Raw genomic sequence first — 21,397 nt, 5'->3', positions numbered from 1 at the left:
GCTGAGCGCCGGTTTCGGGGGATGTCCCTGTGTATCAATGTCTTGTCTGCGCATGGCCGGCAACCCCTGTTTTCAGCGGGTTGATAATTCTTGACTGTTTTACTCAGTTATGGCACTTTAGCAAGGTTTTCCGAGGGTTGAAACGAGGCAGGCTCGTATGAAATTGACCAGTAAAGGTCGCTATGCCGTCACGGCGATGCTGGATCTGGCGCTGCACGCGAATCAGGGTCCGGTCACGCTGTCGGCGATTTCCGAGCGTCAGGGTATTTCGCTCTCATATCTGGAGCAACTGTTCACGCGTTTACGCCGTAACGGGCTGGTATCCAGTACCCGTGGACCGGGTGGCGGTTACCTGTTGAGTAGTGATGCGACAGACATTGCAGTTGCCGATGTGGTCGCGGCGGTCGACGAAAGTGTCAACGCGACACGTTGCGGCGGTCAGGAGAACTGCCAGGACGGACAACGCTGCCTGACCCATGATTTGTGGACAGAGCTCAGTGAGCAGATCTTCACATTCCTGAGCAGTATTTCACTGGCCCAGCTGGTCGAGCAGGGGACTTCAGTGCGTGATGAAGCGGAAAAGGATGTGAAACAGGAACTGACGGTTGACGTTGTGCATACAGGACGGGCGGCGGAGTCGCTCTGACGAGGAAGGGACGGCAGGTATGAAATGCTATCTCGACTACAACGCCACGACGCCGCTTGCCGGGCCGGTGCGGGATGCCATGCTGGCCTGTATGGAAGGCTGGCCGGGTAACCCGTCCAGTACGCATCAGTTTGGGCGTACCCGCCGGGCAATGATCGATAATGCACGTGAGCAGGTGGCGCAGCTGGTGGGCGCACAGCCATCCCAGGTGATTTTTACCAGCGGCGGCACCGAGGCCAATAACCTGGCCCTGCACGCGGTAACGGCTGGCCACAGGCCTGCACGTATTGCTGTCAGCTCGATAGAACATCCGTCGGTGCTGGAAACGGCAAAGCAACTGGCGGAAACCGGCTGGCAGGTTGACTGGCTGCCCGTGGATGCGCAGTGCCGGGTGACCGCAGATGCACTGCAGCAGCACATTACCCCTGACACCCGGCTGGTGTCGGTGATGATGGCTAACAACGAAACCGGCGTTATCCAGGATATCGCCGCGATTGCCGAACGCGCACGTGCTGCGGGCGCTGTCATGCATACCGATGCGGTACAGGCGGCAGGCAAGTTACCGGTGAATTTCGCCGCCAGTGGCGCGCAGTTGATGAGTTTGTCATCACACAAGATATACGGGCCCCAGGGCGTTGGTGCACTGGTGTTCGACAAGTCGCTGGAGCTGACCCCGCTTCAGTATGGCGGTGGTCAGGAACGCGGCTTGCGCGCCGGGACAGAAAACGTCGCCGGTATTGTCGGGTTTGGTGTGGCGGCGGAGCTGGCGTTACAGCAACTGGATGAGCGTCGCGAGCAGTTACGTGTACTGCGTGATGCACTGGAGGCCGGTCTGGGTGGCTATCCGCAGGTGACCATTTTTGCACAGCAGGCGCCGCGCCTGCCGAATACTGTGCAGCTGGCAGTCGCAGGCATCGAGGGTGAAACCCTGTTGATGCAGCTTGATCGAGCCGGCATCGCTGTATCCAGCGGTTCGGCCTGTTCGAGTGCTGACAACGAACCCAGCCATGTACTGCTGGCCATGGGTATAGCGCCGGATATTGCGCGTGGCGCTATTCGTATCAGCCTGGGGCGTGATACCACGCAACAGGATATCGATGCAGTGTTGAGCCAGCTTGGGCAACAACTGCAGTGGGTTCAGAAGGCCGGGCAGGCTGCCGGCTGGTGAACCGGACAAACATGACTTTATTTCAGGTGTAAGAACTTATGACTGTAAAAACGCCAATCTATCTCGATTATTCTGCGACCACACCGGTTGACCCGCGTGTTGCGGAAAAGATGTGCAGTTTTCTGACCCCGGACGGCAAGTTTGGTAACCCGGCTTCGCGTTCGCACAGTTTCGGCTGGGACGCTGACGATGCCGTTGAACAAGCGCGCAGCAACGTGGCGGCACTGGTCAACGCTGACCCGAAAGAAATTATCTGGACCAGTGGCGCAACCGAATCGGATAACCTGGCGATCAAGGGTGCCGCGCACTTTTACGCCAAGAAGGGCAAGCACATTGTCACCGTCAAGACCGAACACAAGGCGGTACTGGACAGCTGTCGCCAGCTGGAGCGTGAGGGGTTCGAGGTGACCTACCTGGACCCGGAAACCGATGGCTTGCTGGACCTGGACAAGCTGAAGGCGGCGTTGCGCGAAGACACCACTGTGGTCAGCGTCATGCACGTCAACAACGAGATCGGCGTCATCCAGGATATTGCTGCGATTGGTGAAATCTGCCGCGATCGCAAGATTGTGTTTCACGTCGATGCCGCCCAGAGCGCCGGCAAGGTGGACATCGACCTGCAGAATATGAAAGTGGATTTAATGTCCTTCTCGGCGCACAAGATTTATGGTCCCAAGGGTATGGGCGCCCTGTTTGTGCGCCGCAAGCCGCGTGTGCGTCTGGAAGCGCAGATGCACGGTGGCGGTCATGAACGTGGCATGCGCTCCGGTACACTGCCGGTTCACCAGATCGTTGGCATGGGCGAAGCTTTCCGTATTGCAAAGGAAGAAATGGCTGAGGAAAATATCCGCCTCGCCAGATTGCGCGATCGCCTGTACGAAGGTTTCCTGGACATCGAGGAAGTCTATATCAATGGTGACCTGGACCGCCGTATCCCGGGCAACCTCAATATCAGTTTCAACTTTGTCGAGGGCGAAAGCCTGATCATGGCGCTCAAGGACCTGGCGGTATCATCCGGTTCGGCCTGCACCAGCGCCAGTCTGGAGCCGTCCTATGTGCTGCGTGCGATCGGGCGCAACGATGAGCTGGCACACAGTTCCATTCGTTTCACCATCGGTCGCTTTACGACTGAAGAAGAAATCGATTACACCATCAAGCTGGTTCATGAAAAGATCGGCAAGTTGCGCGACCTTTCCCCGCTCTGGGAAATGTACAAGGATGGCATTGATCTGGATTCCGTCCAGTGGGCCGCGCACTGAGGAGTCATGCAAGATGCCGATTACCCTGACAGAAGCTGCTGCGGAACGCGTCAAGAGCTTTCTTGAACAACGGGGCAAGGGCGTGGGCCTGCGTCTTGGTGTGCGCACCTCCGGTTGCTCCGGCATGGCCTACGTGCTGGAGTTTGTGGACGAGATCGATGACACAGATACGGTGTTCGAGGATCACGGCGTGAAAGTTGTCGTTGACCCCAAGAGTCTGCTGTATATCGACGGTACCGAGCTCGATTTTGGCAAGGAAGGCCTCAACGAGGGTTTCAAATTCAACAACCCCAACGTCAAGGACGAATGCGGTTGTGGCGAAAGCTTCACCATCTAGCCTGGCGGCGGGGTATCTTCCATGTCGTCGCTACTGACGCAGAATTTTTTTGAACTGTTTTCCCTGCCACAGCAGTACGCCCTGGACCGGGCGGCACTGGATGTGCACTACCGGAATTTACAGCGCAGCGTCCATCCCGACCGGTTTGCCAGCGCCGGTGAACAGGAGCGCCGCATTGCCATGCAGCATGCCACGCACATTAATGAAGGCTACCAGACGCTGAAAAATCCCCTGAAGCGGGCGCGTTACCTGCTGGAACTGCGCGGGCGCACGATCAACGACCAGCAGACCATGCAGGCCGACCCGGCATTTCTCATGCAGCAGATGGCGTTGCGTGAACGGCTTGGCGAGATTCGCGAGGCCGATGACCCGCTGGCCGAACTCGACGGGCTGGCCAGGGAGATTGGCGCGCTGTATAAAGCGCTGGAAAGCGAACTGGCGCAAGTGCTCGATGCCGACAACGGCGATGTCGAACAGGCTGTTGCGCTGGTGCAGAAAATGCAGTTTTTTACCCGTCTGCAGAACGAAGTGCAGGAACTGGAAGCCGATCTGGAAGACGAACTGCTCTGACCTATGGCATTACTAACGATTTCTGAACCCGGCCAGTCGACTGCGCCGCACCAGCACCGTCTGGCGGCGGGTATCGATCTTGGCACCACCAACTCACTGGTTGCCAGTGTGCGTAATGCTGTGGCCGAGACGCTGCCGGACACGGACGGTCGGCACCGTTTACCCTCCGTGGTGCACTACCGTGAAAACGGCAGTGTCGATGTCGGGCTGGCTGCCCGCGAGCAGGCGGCTGAAGATCCGCTGAACACCATTATTTCCGTAAAGCGTTTCATGGGGCGTGGTGTTGATGACATAAAGCGTCTCGGTACCGAACTGCCCTATGAATTTGTTGCCGCCGATTCCGGTATGCCGTTGATCCACACCGTGGCGGGAGACAAGAGCCCGGTGCAGGTTTCAGCTGAAATCCTCAAGGCGTTGCGCGAACGCGCAGAGTCGACACTGGGCGGTGAGCTGACCGGTGTTGTGATCACCGTACCGGCCTATTTCGACGATGCCCAGCGCCAGGCAACCCGGGACGCCGGCAAGCTGGCCGGCCTAAATGTCATGCGTCTGCTCAATGAGCCGACCGCGGCCGCCGTGGCCTATGGTCTCGACAAGGATTCGGATGGTGTCATTGTGGTCTATGACCTGGGTGGTGGTACGTTCGATGTGTCGATACTGCGTCTCAACCAGGGGGTGTTCGAAGTGCTGGCCACGGCGGGAGACAGTGCGCTGGGTGGCGATGATATGGATCGCCTGATTGCTGAATGGTTGATGCAGCAGGCCGGAATCCATGGCAGTCCGGATCATGGTCTGCAACGGCGGCTGTTACAGGAAGCTTGTCGTGTCAAGGAAATTCTCACCGAATCGGAACAGGCCGCCATAGAACTGAACCTCGAAAACGGTCGTACCTGGAAGGGCGAGCTGACCCGTGTGCAGCTGGGCGATATTATTGAGCCACTGATCAAAAAGACCCTGGCACCCTGCCGCCGCGCCCTGCGCGATGCGGGCATCGATCGCGAAGATATCTCCGAGGTGGTGATGGTAGGCGGTTCCACGCGGGTGCCGAAGGTGCGTTCTCGTGTGGGTGAGTTTTTTGAACGTGAACCGCTGGTGGATATTGATCCTGACAGGGTGGTTGCTGTCGGTGCGGCTATCCAGGCCGATATTCTGGCCGGCAACAAGCCGGATGATGAAATGTTGTTGCTCGATGTTATTCCGCTGTCACTGGGCATTGAAACCATGGGCGGGCTGACGGAAAAGATTATTCCCCGCAATACCACCATCCCGGTCACGCGCGGCCAGGAATTTACCACGTTCAAGGATGGTCAGACGGCCATGGCCCTGCACGTGGTGCAGGGTGAACGCGAACTGGTTGAGGACTGCCGCTCGCTGGCACGTTTTGAATTGCGTAATATTCCGCCCATGGCAGCTGGCGCAGCACGCATCCTGGTCAGCTTTCAGGTCGACGCTGACGGACTGGTGAGTGTTACCGCGCGTGAAGAAACCAGTGGTGTGCAGGCACATATTGAAGTCAAGCCGTCCTATGGGCTGACGGATGCCGAGGTGGAGACCATGTTGCGCGACTCCATGGAGCACGCGAAGGATGATATGGACGCGAGACGCCTGCGCGAACAGCAGGTGGAGGCTGATCGTGTACTGGAAGCTATCCATGCAGCACTCAGTGCGGATGGTGACGAGTTTCTCAGTGACGAGGAGCGGGCGAAGATCGATGCGGCCGTTGAGTCATTGCGCGAGACACGCGGCGGAGATGACCATCGTGCGATTAAACAGGCTATCGAAAACCTCGAGGCCGCGAGCAGTGTGTACGTGGATCGCCGCATGAACGCCAATATCCGCAAGGCCATGACCGGTCACGCTGTCGACGAATTCAAATAGAGCAAACGAACTATGCCAAAGATTATTATCCTGCCCCATGAAGAGATCTGCCCGCAAGGCGCAGTGATTGAAGCAGACCCCGGCACCACGATTTGTGACGCCGCGCTGGCCAATGGCATCGAGATCGAACACGCCTGCGAGAAGTCCTGCGCCTGTACCACCTGCCATGTGTATGTGCGGGAAGGGTTCGATTCGCTGGAAGCGTCCGATGAAACGGAGGACGACCTGCTCGACAAGGCCTGGGGTCTGGACCCGGATTCACGCCTGAGTTGCCAGGCAAAAGTTGCAGATGAAGACCTGGTGGTGGAAATACCCAAATACACCATCAACATGGTCAGCGAGAATCACTAGAGGGCAGGCGTCATGGGACTGAAATGGATCGATTCACTCGAAATTGCCATTGAGCTGGACGAAAAACACCCGGATGTAGACCCGGCTACAGTACGCTTTACCGAGCTGCGCGAGTGGGTGATCGGGCTGGATGAATTTGACGATGACCCTGAACATTCCGGCGAAAAGATCCTCGAGGCCATCCAGATGGCCTGGATCGAGGAACGTGAGTAGCCCGTTGCTTCTGCCTGCTGCCCGTCTTTTTGGAAAATATTCGTATAAATATTAATTGGTTGCATTGATTCGACCGAGAGGGTTGTGGATTTGCACCGCCAGCGGTGCGCCGCTGTCCCCGATTGCCTGTTCAGGTCCGGAACAGGTACACTACCCGATTCAGCTTTATTAGCTAAGTTTCAGATTTCCCGGCATTTTACTTTCGCGGTAGGCCGGCGAGGCGCAGACCCCACGTGGACAGCACGGCAGACAAGACCAATTTGTTGAATTTCGATCGTCCGGCACTGGCCGAATGGTTTGCTGCGCGTGGCGAAAAGCCGTTCCGCGCCCAGCAGTTGTTGAAGTGGATCTACCAGCAGGGCGTCGATAATTTTGACGAGATGACCAATCTCAGCAAGAAGCTGCGCGACAGCCTGAAGCAGGATGCCGAAGTGCGTGGCCTGAAAGTATCCGCCGATCAGAAGTCGGCTGACGGTTCGCGCAAATGGTTGTTCGAACTGGACGACGGCAACCGCATCGAAAGCGTCTACATCCCCGAGGCGGAACGTGCCACCCTGTGTATTTCATCGCAGGTGGGTTGCGCGCTCAATTGCAGTTTCTGTTCGACCGCGCAGCAGGGTTTCAACCGTAATCTCGGCGCCGCGGAGATCATCGGCCAGCTGTGGACAGCTTCGCGCTTGCTGGCTGAAGATGACATGCTACCCGTGTCCAATGTGGTTTTCATGGGTATGGGCGAACCCCTGCTCAATTTCGATAACGTAATGGTCGCCGTATCGCTGATGCAGGATGATTTTTCCTACGCGCTGTCCAAACGGCGTGTCACGCTCAGTACAGCAGGTGTTGTGCCGGGGCTGAAGCGCCTGGCCGAGGAATCGGATATCTCGCTGGCGCTGTCGTTGCATGCACCGGATGATGAGCTGCGCAATAAACTGGTACCGCTCAATATCAAGTATCACATCGATGAAGTCCTGCAGGCATGCACGGACTACGTAGGTGAGGGCCGGCGTCGGGTCACCATAGAATACGTCATGCTGGATGGCGTCAATGACAGTGACCAGCACGCCCGTGCACTGGCCAGGCGCCTGCGCAAGGTGCCGTCCAAGGTCAACCTGATTCCGTTCAACCCGTTCCCGCACACGCGTTACCGGCGCAGCAGCGTGCAGCAGATTGAGCGTTTCAGAAATATTCTGCACAACGCGGGCATTGTTACGATAACCCGCAAGACGCGCGGCGAGGATATCGACGCGGCATGCGGTCAGCTGGCAGGAGACTTCGCAGACCGCACACGACGCCGCGAGCGAATGGCAATCGAAGTATCAGGGGATATATCGTAATGAAGAATCGGCTCATGATGGCGTGGATACTGGTGCTGCTGCTGACAGCCTGTACTACGACAGGATCAGACAGCCGCAGTGCCGGGGGGCGGCAGACACCCGCCAGTGTCAATACGCAGCTGGGTGTCGAATATATGCGCGAAGGCATGTACGAGTCTGCACTGGACAAACTGAAGAAAGCACTGCGGCAGGATCACTCCTATCAGCCGGCGCATTCTGCGATCGCTGTGCTCTACGAGCGCCTTGGCGAGAAAAAACTGGCAGAGAAGCACTACCGGAAAGCATTTTCCCTGAACCCGAAAGATTCTATTACGTTAAACAATTACGGCCAGTTTTTGTGTCGCAACGAGCGATATGACGAGGCCGGCCGGATGTTTGACACGGCACTGAAAGACCCGTTGTACGGTCAACCGGAAATCACCCTGACCAATGCAGGATTGTGCGCAGCCCGGCACTCAAGGCAGGACAGTGCAATCAAGTATTTCCGCAAGGCGCTGGGCATGAATCCGAAGTATCTGCCTGCACTGCGTGAAATGGCGCGTATCAGTTTTGCACGCAAGCACTGGCTGGGCGTGCGTGCTTACCTGCAGCGCTTGCAGGAACTTGGCCCTCTGACCCCGGAATTTTTATGGCTCGGTGTGCAAGCGGAAGATAAACTCGGTGACCGCGATGCGCTGTCCAGTTACGCCTTGTTGTTGAAAAACCGTTACCCCGAATCTGAAGAGGCCCAACTGCTGGTTGAATGGGAGCGTACGCACAGTGGTCGATGACAGCACGGAAAATGTTGCTGACAGCGCCCTGACAGCGATTGGAAAGCGTCTGGCAAAGGCGCGTGAGGATGCCGGTAAGGAGCTGCACGACGTGGCCACGGAATTGCATCTGCGGGTTGAAATCATTCAGGCGCTTGAGGCAGGCGATGAGGAAGCGTTGCCGGCTGCTGCTTTTGTTCGGGGTTACGTTCGTTCCTACGCACGCTATGTCGGACTGGATGATGTTGCGCTGGTTGCCGGCCTGCCGCAGGCGGTGGAGCATCGCCCGGTTCCCCGGCAGACTGCGCGCAAGCCTTACCGCGTGCCGTCTGTTCCGGTTGGGCGTGTAATGGTCTGGGGGCTTGTCCTGCTGGTACTGGTTGTACTGGTATTGTACGGCGCACCGGCACTGGAGCGCCTGTGGTCCGGTCGGGACAGTCAACCGGTAGACAATACGTTACAGCTTCCGTTGACAGACAGCCAGGCACCTGATGCAGGTGCATTGTCCTTGCCCGCAGAGGGTGGCAGCGAAGCATCAGCGTCAGCGGTAGACAATAGCATTGACGACAGCAGGTCCGGAGATGACAGCAGGTCCGGAACCATCGAACTTCCTCCGGCCTCGTTGAACGAGGCGGTTGCGACGACAGCGCCGGAGACTGAACAAGCGGCAGGGCCGGCAGAACTGACATTGCGTTTCAGCCAGGACAGTTGGGTGGAAATGACATCCAGGGAACGTAAACTGGTTGTCGGCACACAGCACGCGGGAACTGAACGTACCGTCAGGGCACAACCCCCGATCGATATCCTGCTCGGCAATGCCCCGGGGGTGGAGATGACGTGGCGTGGCAAACCCTTTGATATTACCCCGTACCAGCGTGGCAAGGTCGCGCGTATCAAACTGGAACACTGAATCATGTCGAACACCCTGCAAGCCATTCGCGGCATGAATGATATTTTGCCGGAGCAGACTCCGGCCTGGCAGTTTGTCGAGGATACCCTGCGCGCCGTCCTTGCATCCTACGGATACCGCGAGATTCGCATGCCGATCGTCGAGAAAACCGAACTCTTTAAACGTTCCATCGGTGAAGTCACAGATATTGTCGAGAAGGAAATGTATACCTTCGAGGACCGCAATGGCGACAGCCTGACGCTACGGCCTGAAGGAACGGCCAGCTGTGTGCGTGCCTGCATCCAGCACGGTCTGATCAATAACCAGGTGCAAAGACTCTGGTACGCCGGGCCAATGTTCCGCCACGAGCGTCCGCAGAAAGGACGCTACCGCCAGTTTCACCAGATCGGTGTCGAGGTATTTGGTCTGGAAGGGCCGGATATCGATGCGGAGCTGTTAATCATGACCGCGCGCTTCTGGAAGCGTCTCGGGCTGCATGACGTAACACTGCAACTGAATTCGCTCGGTACTGTAGAGGCGCGAACCCGCTTCAAGGCGGATCTCGTTGATTATTTGCAGGCACGTTACGATCAGCTCGATGATGACAGCCAGCGCCGTCTGCAAACCAATCCGCTGCGTATCCTCGACAGTAAAAATCCTGATGTCCAGGCATTGCTTGTTGATGCGCCGCAGTTGTCCGACTATATCGATGAAGCCTCAAGGATACACTTCGAGGCATTCCTGGCATTGCTCGATGCGGCCGGTGTGGTTTACGAAATCAACCCGAGACTGGTGCGTGGTCTGGATTACTATGGCCGCACAGTCTTCGAGTGGGTCACTGACCAGTTGGGTGCGCAGGGTACGGTATGCGCGGGCGGTCGCTATGACGCCCTGGTGGAATATCTGGGCGGACGTGCCACACCGGCGGTGGGTTTTGCCATGGGCCTTGAGCGGCTGATTGCGCTGCTGGAGAATCAGCAGGTGGATATTCCCGATGGCACGCCGCACCTCTATCTTGTCGCCATGGGTGATACGGCACAGCGTGAGGGGCTCTTGATTGCGGAACGCCTGCGCGACAGTCTGCCGTGGTTATGTGTGCAGACCCATTGTGGCGGTGGCAGTTTCAAGAGCCAGTTCAAAAAGGCTGATCGCAGCGGTGCGCGTTATGCACTGGTGATCGGCGAGGATGAGGTGGCACGTGGTGAAGCCGGGATCAAACCGTTGCGAGAGCGCAGCGAACAACAGGCAGTGAAGTTTGGTGACCTCGCCGGGTATTTTTCGCAATTGTTTGATCGCAGTATAAATTAACCTGAACAGGAGATGATCCGATGGACGTTCATGCGTCGGAAAAAGAACAAATCGAGAGCCTGAAAAAATGGTGGAAAGAGAATGGCAGCTCGCTGATTACCGGTGCACTGCTGGGGCTTTCACTGATTTTCGGTGGCAAGGCCTGGATGAACTGGAAAGACAACCAGGTGGAGAGTGCGTCAAACGGCTATGCCATGATGCAGTCTGCACTCAAGCAGAATGATGTTGAAATTGTACGTAACCAGGCCAACGAACTGATCAGTAATTATACCGGTTCCGGCTACGCAACACTGGCCGCGTTGATGCTTGCAAAGCTGGCGGTAGAGGACGGCGAGATGGGCGCTGCCCAGGGTCAGCTGGAATGGGCGCTGGATCACGCCAAAACAGCACAGGTTGAACATATTGCGCGCAGCCGGCTGGTGCGTGTACTGATTGGCGAAAAAGACTATGCGCAGGCCGGGACACGACTCTCGCAGGTTACCGATGCCGGGGCCTATGAGCCTGTTTATACAGAATTGCAGGGCGACCTCGCTTTTGCACAGGGCGACACGGAACGCGCCGCAGCGGCCTATCGTGATGCACTGGATGCACTGCCCGCAACGGCGCCAAACGTGGGCTACCTGCGGGTAAAATATGAAAACCTCGCTGGCGTGGATGCTGTTTCACAATGATGCGAGTTGCTGTTTCTGCTGTACTTGCGCTTGCCCTGCTGAGCGGTTGTTCGTGGTTCGGGGACAAGGACAACAGTGAGCCACCGGCCAAACTGAAGAAGTTTGATGCGCAGGTGAGCTTGCGCAGCCTGTGGAGTCATGACACCGGTGTGGGAACTGACGAGCAGCGGGTCAAGCTGGTTCCGGCGGTTTTTGGCGAGCGGGTTTACACAGTCGACCGCAAGGGACGTCTGTCAGTCTACCGGCTTGAAGATGGTAAATCTGTCTGGCACAAAAAGGCAGACGCACCGGTCTCGGCAGGTCCCGGCGTGGATGAAGGTCTCGTACTGATTGGTACAAGTGATGCGCGCGTACTGGCGTTCGATACGGAAAAGGGCGAGTTGTTATGGGCGGTCCCGGTTTCCAGTGAAGTGCTTTCGGTGCCACGGGTACACGAGGGTGTGGTTATCGTACAGACGGTCGATGGCAATCTGACCGGCCTGGATGCGGATACTGGAAAGCGCCTGTGGATCCATGACCGGACAGTGCCGGTACTGTCACTTCGTGGCACCAGTACGCCGCTGATCCAGGAGGGTCTGGTGCTGGCAGGGTTTGCCAGTGGCAAGATGGTGGCGCTGGATGTGCGTAGCGGCCGCCAGCTGTGGGAAGCGGCGATTGCTGTTCCAACAGGTCGCTCGGAATTGCAGCGTATGGTGGATCTCGATGCCGACCCGGTCGTGCGCGATGGCGTCCTCTACGTGGCGAGTTTCCAGGGACAGCTTGCGGCTGTCTCGCTGGAAAACGGACGCTTGCTCTGGAGTCGTGAAATGTCTGCCTATGCTGGCATCGCGGTCGATTTGCAGCAGGTCTACGTCAGCGATGAGCTGAGTCATGTGTGGGCACTGGATCGTCGTACCGGTGCGTCGCTGTGGAAGAACAGCGATCTCCAGCGCAGGTACCTGACTGCCCCGGTGGTTGTCGGTGGTTATGTGGCTGTGGGTGATTTTGAAGGCTATCTGCATCTGTTGTCCCGTATCGACGGTGCAATAGCCGGACGCGAGCGGGTTGATCGTGCCGGCATACTTGCACCACCGGTGGCCCTTGGCGACCGTTTGCTGGTACTGGGTGCCGGTGGCAAGCTGGTGATGTACCGGCTGTTGCCTGTCGAGTAGGTCGTATGCTGCCCGTTATCGCGCTGATCGGTCGTCCGAATGTCGGCAAGTCAACCCTGTTTAACCGGCTGACTCGCAGCAGGGATGCACTGGTGGCGGATTACCCGGGGCTGACACGCGACCGCCAGTACGGGAACGGCCGTATCGGGGACAGCCCGTACCTGGTGGTCGATACCGGTGGCCTGGTGGGTGATGAGCAGGGGCTGGACAGCCTGATGGCTGACCAGGTCTGGCAGGCAGTCGATGAAGCCGATGCAGTCATCCTGCTGCTGGATGCGCGTGACGGTATCAATCTCAGTGACGAACAGATTGCCGAACGATTGCGGCGCAGCGGCAAGCCTGCCTGGCTGGCGCTGAATAAATCGGATGGGCAGGATACCAACGCGATACTTGCCGATGCCTACACGCTGGGACTCGGTGAGCCTGCACCGATTGCTGCAACACAGGGTCACGGTGTTACCACACTGATCAACCGCGTGCTGGCAGAACTCCCGGCACACGAACAGACCGGGTCGGAAAAAAGGCAACACAAGGGCATTCGTATTGCCGTGGTGGGGCGCCCCAATGTGGGCAAATCAACCCTCACCAATCGCATGCTTGGCGAAGAGCGGGTGCTTGCCTATGATCAGCCAGGTACCACACGCGATAGTATCTACATAGATTTCGAACGTGATGGCGAGCCTTATACCCTGATCGACACGGCGGGTGTGCGTCGTCGCAGCAAGGTCAATGAAGTCATTGAGAAATTCAGCGTGATAAAGACGCTGCAGGCAATCAATGACGCTGACGTGGCACTACTGGTGCTGGATGCGCACGCAGGGGAAGTGACCGAGCAGGATGCAACGCTGGCCGGGCATATACTGGAAAGCGGTACAGCGGTTGTCGTTACCGTGAACAAGTGGGACGGGCTCGATGATGAGCGGCGCAACTGGTATCGCAACCAGCTGGATCGACGCCTGCCATTTCTTGGTTTTGCAGAACGTTATTTTATTTCCGCCCTGCATGGCAGTGGTGTGGGCGAACTATACGAGGCTGTGAAAACGGCGCACCGCTCGGCATCGATCAAGGTCAGTACGGCCGGGTTGACGCGCCTGCTGGAGCAGGCTGTTCATGATCACCAGCCACCACTGGTCCGGGGCAGGCGAATCAAGTTGCGCTATGCGCACCAGGGTGGACAATATCCACCGGTTATCGTGATACACGGCAACCAGACATCACGGTTGCCGCATACCTACAAGCGTTACCTGAATAATTATTTTCGTTCTGCGTTGAAGCTGGTGGGTACGCCGATACGGCTGGAGTTCAAGACCGGCGATAACCCGTACAAGGACAAGCGCAACAAGCTGACACCACGTCAGCAGCGTCAGCGCAAACGGATGTTGCGACACGTCAAGAAATAATAATCATGCACCTCAAACGGGATGGGTGGAAAAACATGAGAAGGAAAAGACAGGTTCAGGTCGGCTGGCTGGCGATGCTGGTGGTATTACTGCAGGCCTGTGCAGTAACGTCGCCCTATGATGAAGTCAGTGACCCGCTTGAAGGTATGAACCGTGTGGTCTACAACTTCAACGATACGCTGGATCGTAAACTGGTTAAACCGGTTGCAGAATACTACAGGGAATACATCCCGTCCCCGGTGCGTACCGGTGTCGGTAATTTCTTTGGAAATATCTACGAACCGATTGTTATCGTCAACGACCTGTTGCAGTGGAAACCGGAACAGGCGGCCAGTGACACGATGCGCTTCAGTTTTAATACTGTCTTCGGTCTTGTCGGGTTGATCGATGTGGCTACGCCCTGGGGGATGGAAGAACACCATGAAGACTTCGGTCAGACATTCGGTGTCTGGGGGTTTGGTGAGGGCTGGTATCTTGTATTGCCTTTCCTCGGCCCCAGCACGGTTCGTGATACGGCGGGTTTGCCACCCGCCTGGCTCATGGAGCCGGTGAATATAGAGACCAATGGCTGGGTGCAGTTAGGCTGGTATACTCTGTTTGCGATTAATAAACGCTCAGAGCTGCTTTCTGCAACGCGCGTGCTCGATGCCGGTTCACTGGATCCCTATTTGCAGGTCCGGACTGCGTACCGACAGAAACGCTGGTACGATATCTATGACGGTAATCCACCGGAGCCGGATTTCTTTGACGACGAACTGTTCAATGACTAGGTCGTTTCAGTAGGGTGTACGGCACTGACGGCCAGGATAGCGATGCATGGAGTGGTAATGTGCAACGGTTTGCCGCGTTTCTGGGTAAATCAGGATTACCCCGCCTGGTTGTTGAGCAGACAAAAGATCATGCGACGGTAGCCTTCACCGGTCCTTTTGAGGGGCGGGAGGTTGTCTGGCGCTGTGAGTTCGTGACGCTTGCTGCCGAGTTGCAGCGGTTGGTACAGGAAGGTTCGCCGCGTCCCGTGAGTCTGCGCAATTTTATCGAAATCAGTGCTCCGCGGGCGAGTGGCGTGCCGATTCGCGTCGGACTGGCGTTGCCACACATCGATTCAGCCGCTATCGACAAGATGATAGTCATGGTTCGGCGGTACAAAAATCTCAGGCGAGGCCGGCACGAATACGGTGCAGCCATACACCTGGGTTGAGAATCCTGCAGGCAACTAGTCTCTTACCGTTACCCCGCAACGCTCCAGATACACAAGTACAAGGTCGCGGTGTGTCTCGCCGCATTGCCTGAGAAGCTCCAGAAATATTTTTCGGTGTACGATGACGGGTTGCTGCGTGATACGGGTCTGTCCTGTCTGCGAAACCGGAGTCACAGGTTTTTGTGTGTCGTTAGCAAGTAAATCCGGCAGTCCCGTTTCCAGTGCTTCAGCGATACGTTCTATGTTGTCCAGGCCGATATTATGCTCGGCGCGCTCGACAGCGCCGATGTAACTGCGGTTGAGTCCGCTGAGTTCGGCGAGAACTTCCTGTGACCAGCCGCGCCGGGTGCGCATCAATCGCACCCGTTGCGCCAGCCGCTTCCTTGCATTGGCTTTCATGGGGAGCCATTACAAGGGAGTGCCGTAACATCGTCCACAGACGAAATAGGGCAAATTGCCGCATATCTACAACATTCTGTATTTTCCGTGAAGATGACAGCCTGGCAGGTGTGTCGTGTTGCGGGTTATACGCGGCAGCCGTTTCGCGTATGCAGCCCGGTAACTCGCGGCATTGTGGGTCCAGCAGGGTGGCGGGTGATGTGTCAAGGGCATGTGCCAGCTTTTGCAGGTTATCGACGCCGATACTGATTTGCCGTCGTTCTACCGCGCCGACATAGGTTCTGTGCAGGCCGCTGTGCTCGGCAAGTTGCTCCTGGCTCCAGCCGTACAGCTGGCGAAACAGGCGCAGATTCAGAGACAGTGTGTAACGGATATCAGTATCCGCTGCAGGGGCGTCAGGTTTTGGCTCGTGACACATTTCGCTTCAGTGGGCCGGTTGTTCCGGCAGGGGGTTCCGCAGCAGGTACACCGGGTCGATACGTGCATCGTTGAGGCTGACGCTCCAGTGCAGATGGGCGCCGGTGACGCGACCGGTTTTACCCACAGCGCCGATGATATCGCCGCGCCTGACAGACTGTCCGGGTTTGACATCAATGCGTGACAGGTGGCAGTACATGGTGACCAGCCCCTGCCCGTGATCGATGAACACGGTGTTGCCATTGAAAAAGAATTTACCGGTATCGATAACACGTCCGCTGGCCGGCGCCTTGACCGGTGTGCCCTCGGGGGCAGCCAGGTCGAGGCCGCTGTGTGGTTTTCTCGGCTGGTCATTGAAAAAGCGCCGCAAGCCAAAGGTGCTGCTCACCGGTCCCTTGACCGGCAAGACCAGTTGCAGGGTTTCCGGTGTCTGCGATGACCAGCTCGCCAGTGCCTTGCGGATACGCTGCTGTTCCTTGCCGATGCGTAGCATGTCGCGCTTTTCCGGATTGACCATGCGCTTGTTGCTGAGGGTAATGTACTGGCGTTCGTAGTCACGCGCGGTAACATTGAAAGAGATCCTCTGTACTTTGCCGGCTTTGTCTTTGACGGTAAGCGCATGTTTTCCGGGTTTTGTCTTTAGCGGCAACCCGACCACAGCGACGACAATATGCGGTTCCTTGCTGATAACCATGACCGGTTTGTTGTGATAAGTGACTTGCGGGGGGGTGTCATAACCCTTCAGGGGGATAACGACGATACCGCCGGGAACCGGGTGGCTTTCCGGGAGTTGCAGCGCCTGGGTGGGCGACAGGTACAGCAACAGGGCGGCCAGCAGGTAGCGTAAAGATTTTGTGCGGGCAGTTCTCATTCTGGCTCCGTGCTGGTTACCGTGCTGAAAATACGGCCCCGGGCCAGCCGGGTTTCCAGTTTATCTCCCGGTGAGACCTGGGAACCCTCCGTGATAACAGCGCCATTCGCGCCGTTCAGGGTGATAGAGTAGCCGCGTTGCAATGTCGCCAGCGGGCTGACGGTCTCCAGTGCGCGCGCTACAACAGTCAGTCGTTCCCGATATTTTGAAAGCTGTATATTTATACAGTATTCAAGCCGCTGTGCCAAGTCCCGGTTACGCGCGGCCATGGTTTCCAGCAGGCTCCCGGGATGGTGTTGTTTGAGTCGTGCCGATGCAGTCCGTAATCTCGCTCGTCGCTGTGTCAGTTGCTGCTGCATGGCGCGATTGAGCCGTTGCTCCAGTTCGTCCAGGCGTTGCATCTGCTGGTCGAGGTTGCGTCCCGGGTGCTGTTGCTGAAGGCGGCGGGTGATCCACTCGAGTTGCTCATGCTGTCGCTGCAGTCGTCGTGTGACCTGTTGTTTGAGGCGGCTGGCAAGCTGGCGCAGTCGTGTGTCCAGTTCTTCCCTGTCCGGGCTGAGCCGTTCAGCCGCTGCCGACGGTGTCGCGGCACGCGCATCAGCCACAAAATCGGTAATCACCACATCGACTTCGTGGCCAACAGCCGAAACCACAGGCAGGGAGCATGCCGCGACCGCGCGCGCGACCTTTTCCTCATTGAAAGGCCAGAGGTCTTCCAGTGAGCCGCCGCCGCGGGTCAGCAGCAGTACATCGCAATCCGCGCGCTTGTCGGCGGTACGCAAGGCCGCCACAAGGTCTTCTGCCGCACCTTCTCCCTGAACACGGGTGGGGTAAATCACCACCGGGATGCCCGGGAAGCGACGTTTGAGGACGGTCAGTACATCACGGATGGCAGCTCCGCTCGGTGAGGTGATAACGCCAATGCAGTGCGGCAGGTCGGGCAGCGGCTGTTTGGCGGCTTCATCGAACAGGCCCTCGTTGTACAGTTTTGTTTTCAGCTGCTCGAAGGCGCGGCGCAGGGCGCCATCCCCCGCTTCTTCCATCTGGTCGACAATCAGCTGGTAGTTGCCGCGTGCCTCGTACAGGCTGACCTGGGCGCGGATCAGTACCTGGGTGCCGTTTTCGGGGGTAAATCGCAGCCGCAGGGCGCGGTTGCGGAACAGCGCACAGCTGACCTGGGCGCGGGCATCCTTGAGTGTGAAGTAGAGGTGGCCGGAGGCCGGGCGGGCGAGATTGGAGATTTCACCTTCCACCCACAGGCGGCCCAGGCCGGTTTCGAGCAGCGCCCGGGCTTCGCGGTTGAGGCGGGTAACAGTGAAGATGTCGCGGGTCGGGCCTGTCATTGGGGTATTCTAGCGCATCTGTCCGGGTTTTCCGGTGACAGACAAGGATTTATCCGGTTTACCCGGCGGCCGCCGGAACCTATAATTGATGGCTTCACTTCCGACCCCGACCACGGTGCCTGCATGCTGCGTATTACCGAACACGCCCTGACTTTCGACGATGTCCTGCTGTTACCCGCGCATTCTTCGGTAATGCCCAGGGATGTTAGCCTGAAAACGCGCCTGACGCGTGATATAGAACTGAATCTTCCGTTGATTTCGGCGGCCATGGATACCGTCACCGAGGCGCGGCTGGCGATTGCCATGGCGCAGGAAGGCGGTATCGGTATCGTACACAAGAATATGACCATCGCGCAGCAGGCCGAGCAGGTGCGGCGGGTGAAGAAATACGAAAGCGGCGTCATCCAGGATCCGATCACGGTGGCGCCCGACGCCAGTATCCGCGAGGTGCTGGAACTGACCCGGCAGCATGGCATTTCCGGTGTGCCGGTGGTGGAGGGGGACAAGCTGGTCGGTATTATCACTAACCGTGATACCCGTTTCGAAACCCGCTTCGACGCACCGGTGTCATCGGTGATGACCGGTGGCGACAAGCTGGTAACCGTCAAGGAAGGCGCCGAGCGCGATGAAGTGATACGCCTGCTGCACCAGTACCGTATCGAAAAGGTACTGGTGGTGGACGACGCCTTCCGCCTGCGTGGCCTGATCACTGTGAAAGATATCCAGAAAGCCAGCGACAAGCCTGATGCCTGCAAGGACGACCAGGGCCGGTTGCGTGTCGGCGCGGCGGTGGGTGTCGGCGAGGGTACGGACGAACGTGTTGACGCACTGGTGAACGCCGGTGTGGACGTGGTGGTGGTCGATACCGCACATGGCCATTCGCAGGGTGTACTCGACCGGGTCAGCTGGGTGCGCAAGCACTACCCTGATTTGCAGGTGATTGGTGGCAATATCGCGACGGCAGCCGCTGCACGCGCGCTGGTGGATGCCGGGGCGGATGCCGTCAAGATTGGCATAGGTCCGGGCTCGATCTGTACCACGCGTATTGTGGCCGGCGTTGGTGTGCCGCAGATCACTGCGGTGGCCAATGTGGCGCATGAACTGAAAGACAGCGGCATTCCGCTGATCGCCGATGGCGGTATCCGCTTTTCCGGTGATATGGCCAAGGCGATAGTCGCCGGGGCCTGGTCGATCATGGTCGGTAGTATGTTTGCCGGTACCGAGGAAGCGCCGGGCGAGGTCGAACTGTTTCAGGGGCGTTCCTACAAGTCCTACCGTGGCATGGGGTCACTGGGCGCGATGGCATCGCAAACCGGTTCCAGTGACCGTTACTTCCAGGAAGGCAGCGAAACCGACAAGCTGGTACCGGAAGGTATCGAGGGCCGTGTTCCCTACAAGGGTCCGTTGCAGCCAGTGATCCACCAGCTGATGGGTGGCTTGCGTTCCAGTATGGGTTATACCGGCTGTGCCTCTATCGAAGACATGCGCACCAGACCGGAGTTCGTTCGTGTGACCAGCGCGGGCATGGCCGAGAGTCATGTGCACGATGTGCAGATCACCAAGGAAGCGCCCAACTACCGCTCCTGAGCCATTTCCGCGGCTGTGTACCGCAACCAATATGGAACCCTGACTGTGTCTCAACACGATATCCATTCGCACCGCATTCTGATCCTCGATTTCGGTTCCCAGTACACCCAGCTGATTGCGCGCCGTGTGCGCGAGATCGGTGTGTACTGCGAAATTCACCCCTGGGACATGGAAGAAAAGAACCTGCGCATCTTCCACCCGCACGGCATCATTCTTTCCGGCGGACCGGAAACTGTCACCGAAGGTGAAGCGCCTGCCGCACCCGCGCTGGTGTTCGAACTGGGCGTGCCGGTACTGGGCATCTGCTACGGCATGCAGACCATGGCGGCACAGCTGGGCGGCAAGGTCGAGAACGCGGACCACCACGAGTACGGTTATGCGCAGGTGCGCGCACGTGGTCACACCCGCCTGCTGACCGATATCGAAGACCATACCAGTGATGAAGGTTACGGCCTGCTGGACGTGTGGATGAGCCACGGCGACCGGGTGGTTGAATTGCCGCCAGGTTTCAAGCTGATGGCGAGTACCGATTCTGCGCCGATCGCCGGCATGGCTGACGATGAGCGGGGGTTCTACGGCGTGCAGTTCCACCCGGAAGTGACGCATACCCGTCAGGGTGAGCGTATCCTGCAGCGTTTTATTGTCGATATTTGCGGTTGTGAAGCCTTGTGGACGCCGGGCAATATTGTCGAGGAAAGCATCAAGGTGGTGCGTGAACAGGTCGGTGAGGAAGAAGTCTTGCTGGGACTATCCGGCGGCGTGGATTCCTCGGTGGTTGCGGCGCTGCTGCACAAGGCCATTGGCGACCAGCTGACCTGCGTGTTTGTTGATACCGGCCTGTTGCGTCATCACGAAGGTGACCAGGTGATGGCGACCTTTGCCGAACACATGGGCGTGCGTGTTATCCGTGTCGATGCGGAACAGCGTTTTCTCGATGCGCTGGGTAGCGAATCCGACCCGGAGAAAAAACGCAAGATCATCGGCAACCTGTTCGTCGAGGTGTTCGAGGAAGAAGCCAATAAACTGGCGAATGCCCAGTGGCTGGCGCAGGGCACCATCTACCCGGACGTCATCGAGTCGGCCGGCGCCAAAACCGGCAAGGCACACCTGATCAAGTCGCACCACAACGTCGGTGGCTTGCCCGAACACATGAAACTCAAGTTGCTCGAACCCCTGCGTGAACTGTTCAAGGACGAAGTGCGCAAACTGGGTGTGGAACTGGGCCTGCCCTACGACATGGTGTATCGCCATCCCTTCCCGGGGCCGGGGCTGGGCGTGCGTATTCTGGGTGAAGTGAAAAAGGAATACGCCGACATCCTGCGCCTGGCTGACCATATCTTTATCGAGGAACTGCGCAAGCAGGACCTGTATGACAAGACCAGCCAGGCATTTGCCGTATTCCTGCCGGTCAAGTCGGTGGGGGTAACCGGTGACGGTCGCCGCTATGATTATGTTGTAGCCTTGCGCGCTGTTGAAACCATCGACTTCATGACGGCACGCTGGGCACACCTGCCGTATGAATTTCTCGATCATGTGTCACGTCGTATTATTAACGAGATTTCCGGTATCTCGCGCGTGACTTACGATATCTCCGGCAAGCCGCCGGCGACTATCGAGTGGGAGTGACAGGCAATCTCAGGCAATGACTGGCACTGGCT

At 57.8% G+C, this 21,397-nt stretch carries 22 protein-coding genes and 1 pseudogene; 19 read left to right on the top strand and 4 right to left on the bottom strand.

All coding sequences use genetic code 11. The features are described from left to right. The first annotated feature begins 157 nt into the window (after positions 1 to 157). From iscR to ACW81B_RS09220, 17 genes are all read left to right on the top strand, one after another. A complete protein-coding gene (gene iscR, locus ACW81B_RS09300; RefSeq protein WP_491579945.1) occupies positions 158 to 646 on the top strand; it encodes a Fe-S cluster assembly transcriptional regulator IscR in 489 nt (162 codons plus the stop codon). A gap of 19 nt (positions 647 to 665) precedes the next feature. Beyond that, a complete protein-coding gene (locus ACW81B_RS09295; protein WP_491579944.1) occupies positions 666 to 1,814 on the top strand; it encodes a cysteine desulfurase family protein in 1,149 nt (382 codons plus the stop codon). Between the two features lie 38 nt (positions 1,815 to 1,852). Beyond that, on the top strand, positions 1,853 to 3,073 hold the full coding sequence (locus ACW81B_RS09290; RefSeq protein WP_491579943.1) for an IscS subfamily cysteine desulfurase: 1,221 nt from the start codon (positions 1,853 to 1,855) through the stop codon (positions 3,071 to 3,073). A gap of 13 nt (positions 3,074 to 3,086) precedes the next feature. Next, positions 3,087 to 3,410 carry an iron-sulfur cluster assembly protein IscA gene (gene iscA, locus ACW81B_RS09285; protein ID WP_491579942.1) on the top strand — a complete coding sequence of 108 codons (324 nt, stop codon included), beginning with the start codon at positions 3,087 to 3,089 and terminating at the stop codon, positions 3,408 to 3,410. Between the two features lie 21 nt (positions 3,411 to 3,431). Next, on the top strand, positions 3,432 to 3,980 hold the full coding sequence (gene hscB / locus ACW81B_RS09280) for a Fe-S protein assembly co-chaperone HscB (protein WP_491579941.1): 549 nt from the start codon (positions 3,432 to 3,434) through the stop codon (positions 3,978 to 3,980). 3 nt (positions 3,981 to 3,983) lie between these two features. Continuing rightward, positions 3,984 to 5,858 (top strand): Fe-S protein assembly chaperone HscA, encoded by a 1,875-nt coding sequence (gene hscA / locus ACW81B_RS09275; RefSeq protein WP_491579940.1) that lies wholly within the window; start codon positions 3,984 to 3,986, stop codon positions 5,856 to 5,858. 12 nt (positions 5,859 to 5,870) lie between these two features. Next, a complete protein-coding gene (gene fdx, locus ACW81B_RS09270) occupies positions 5,871 to 6,209 on the top strand; it encodes an ISC system 2Fe-2S type ferredoxin (RefSeq protein ID WP_491579939.1) in 339 nt (112 codons plus the stop codon). Between the two features lie 18 nt (positions 6,210 to 6,227). Beyond that, positions 6,228 to 6,422 (top strand): Fe-S cluster assembly protein IscX, encoded by a 195-nt coding sequence (gene iscX, locus ACW81B_RS09265; protein WP_491580038.1) that lies wholly within the window; start codon positions 6,228 to 6,230, stop codon positions 6,420 to 6,422. Positions 6,423 to 6,655: 233 nt separating this feature from the next. Continuing rightward, entirely contained in the window at positions 6,656 to 7,756 is a 1,101-nt protein-coding gene (rlmN, locus tag ACW81B_RS09260; protein ID WP_491579938.1) for a dual-specificity RNA methyltransferase RlmN, read from the top strand. Further along, the gene (gene pilW, locus ACW81B_RS09255) at positions 7,756 to 8,526 is read left to right on the top strand and encodes a type IV pilus biogenesis/stability protein PilW (RefSeq protein WP_491579937.1); all 771 of its coding nucleotides are present in this window, start codon (positions 7,756 to 7,758) and stop codon (positions 8,524 to 8,526) included. Before rlmN ends, pilW begins: the two co-directional genes overlap by 1 nt. Further along, positions 8,516 to 9,415 carry a RodZ domain-containing protein gene (locus tag ACW81B_RS09250; protein WP_491579936.1) on the top strand — a complete coding sequence of 300 codons (900 nt, stop codon included), beginning with the start codon at positions 8,516 to 8,518 and terminating at the stop codon, positions 9,413 to 9,415. Before pilW ends, ACW81B_RS09250 begins: the two co-directional genes overlap by 11 nt. Positions 9,416 to 9,418: 3 nt before the next feature. Next, positions 9,419 to 10,702 carry a histidine--tRNA ligase gene (gene hisS, locus ACW81B_RS09245; protein WP_491579935.1) on the top strand — a complete coding sequence of 428 codons (1,284 nt, stop codon included), beginning with the start codon at positions 9,419 to 9,421 and terminating at the stop codon, positions 10,700 to 10,702. A gap of 20 nt (positions 10,703 to 10,722) precedes the next feature. Further along, on the top strand, positions 10,723 to 11,373 hold the full coding sequence (locus ACW81B_RS09240) for a YfgM family protein (RefSeq protein ID WP_491579934.1): 651 nt from the start codon (positions 10,723 to 10,725) through the stop codon (positions 11,371 to 11,373). Beyond that, positions 11,370 to 12,524 (top strand): outer membrane protein assembly factor BamB, encoded by a 1,155-nt coding sequence (gene bamB / locus ACW81B_RS09235; RefSeq protein WP_491579933.1) that lies wholly within the window; start codon positions 11,370 to 11,372, stop codon positions 12,522 to 12,524. The genes ACW81B_RS09240 and bamB overlap by 4 nt, the downstream gene beginning before the upstream one ends. Before the next feature lie 5 nt (positions 12,525 to 12,529). Further along, positions 12,530 to 13,924 carry a ribosome biogenesis GTPase Der gene (gene der / locus ACW81B_RS09230; RefSeq protein ID WP_491579932.1) on the top strand — a complete coding sequence of 465 codons (1,395 nt, stop codon included), beginning with the start codon at positions 12,530 to 12,532 and terminating at the stop codon, positions 13,922 to 13,924. 35 nt (positions 13,925 to 13,959) lie between these two features. Next, complete coding sequence (locus ACW81B_RS09225; RefSeq protein ID WP_491579931.1) at positions 13,960 to 14,694, top strand: MlaA family lipoprotein; 735 nt, start codon at positions 13,960 to 13,962, stop codon at positions 14,692 to 14,694. A 14-nt stretch (positions 14,695 to 14,708) separates the two neighbouring features. Further along, entirely contained in the window at positions 14,709 to 15,122 is a 414-nt protein-coding gene (locus ACW81B_RS09220) for a hypothetical protein (RefSeq protein ID WP_491579930.1), read from the top strand. A 15-nt stretch (positions 15,123 to 15,137) separates the two neighbouring features. Here the strand turns inward: ACW81B_RS09220 and ACW81B_RS09215 are convergent, their stop codons facing one another. The 4 genes and pseudogenes from ACW81B_RS09215 to xseA all read right to left on the bottom strand — a co-directional run bounded on the left by ACW81B_RS09215 (position 15,138) and on the right by xseA (position 18,152). Continuing rightward, positions 15,138 to 15,521 carry a helix-turn-helix domain-containing protein gene (locus ACW81B_RS09215; RefSeq protein ID WP_491579929.1) on the bottom strand — a complete coding sequence of 128 codons (384 nt, stop codon included), beginning with the start codon at positions 15,519 to 15,521 and terminating at the stop codon, positions 15,138 to 15,140. A 199-nt stretch (positions 15,522 to 15,720) separates the two neighbouring features. Next, positions 15,721 to 15,939: pseudogene (locus ACW81B_RS09210) on the bottom strand (helix-turn-helix domain-containing protein); the annotation flags it as partial. A 6-nt stretch (positions 15,940 to 15,945) separates the two neighbouring features. After that, entirely contained in the window at positions 15,946 to 16,809 is an 864-nt protein-coding gene (locus ACW81B_RS09205; protein WP_491579928.1) for a peptidoglycan DD-metalloendopeptidase family protein, read from the bottom strand. Continuing rightward, the gene (gene xseA / locus ACW81B_RS09200; protein WP_491579927.1) at positions 16,806 to 18,152 is read right to left on the bottom strand and encodes an exodeoxyribonuclease VII large subunit; all 1,347 of its coding nucleotides are present in this window, start codon (positions 18,150 to 18,152) and stop codon (positions 16,806 to 16,808) included. The genes ACW81B_RS09205 and xseA overlap by 4 nt, the downstream gene beginning before the upstream one ends. A gap of 126 nt (positions 18,153 to 18,278) precedes the next feature. Between xseA and guaB the strand changes: the two genes are divergently transcribed. Then, complete coding sequence (gene guaB / locus ACW81B_RS09195; protein ID WP_491580037.1) at positions 18,279 to 19,739, top strand: IMP dehydrogenase; 1,461 nt, start codon at positions 18,279 to 18,281, stop codon at positions 19,737 to 19,739. A 45-nt stretch (positions 19,740 to 19,784) separates the two neighbouring features. Then, positions 19,785 to 21,365 carry a glutamine-hydrolyzing GMP synthase gene (gene guaA, locus ACW81B_RS09190; RefSeq protein ID WP_491579926.1) on the top strand — a complete coding sequence of 527 codons (1,581 nt, stop codon included), beginning with the start codon at positions 19,785 to 19,787 and terminating at the stop codon, positions 21,363 to 21,365. Positions 21,366 to 21,397 lie beyond the last annotated feature (32 nt).

This window comes from Thiogranum sp. (assembly GCF_058323355.1).
This window is presented reverse-complemented; position numbering and strand designations above follow the sequence as displayed.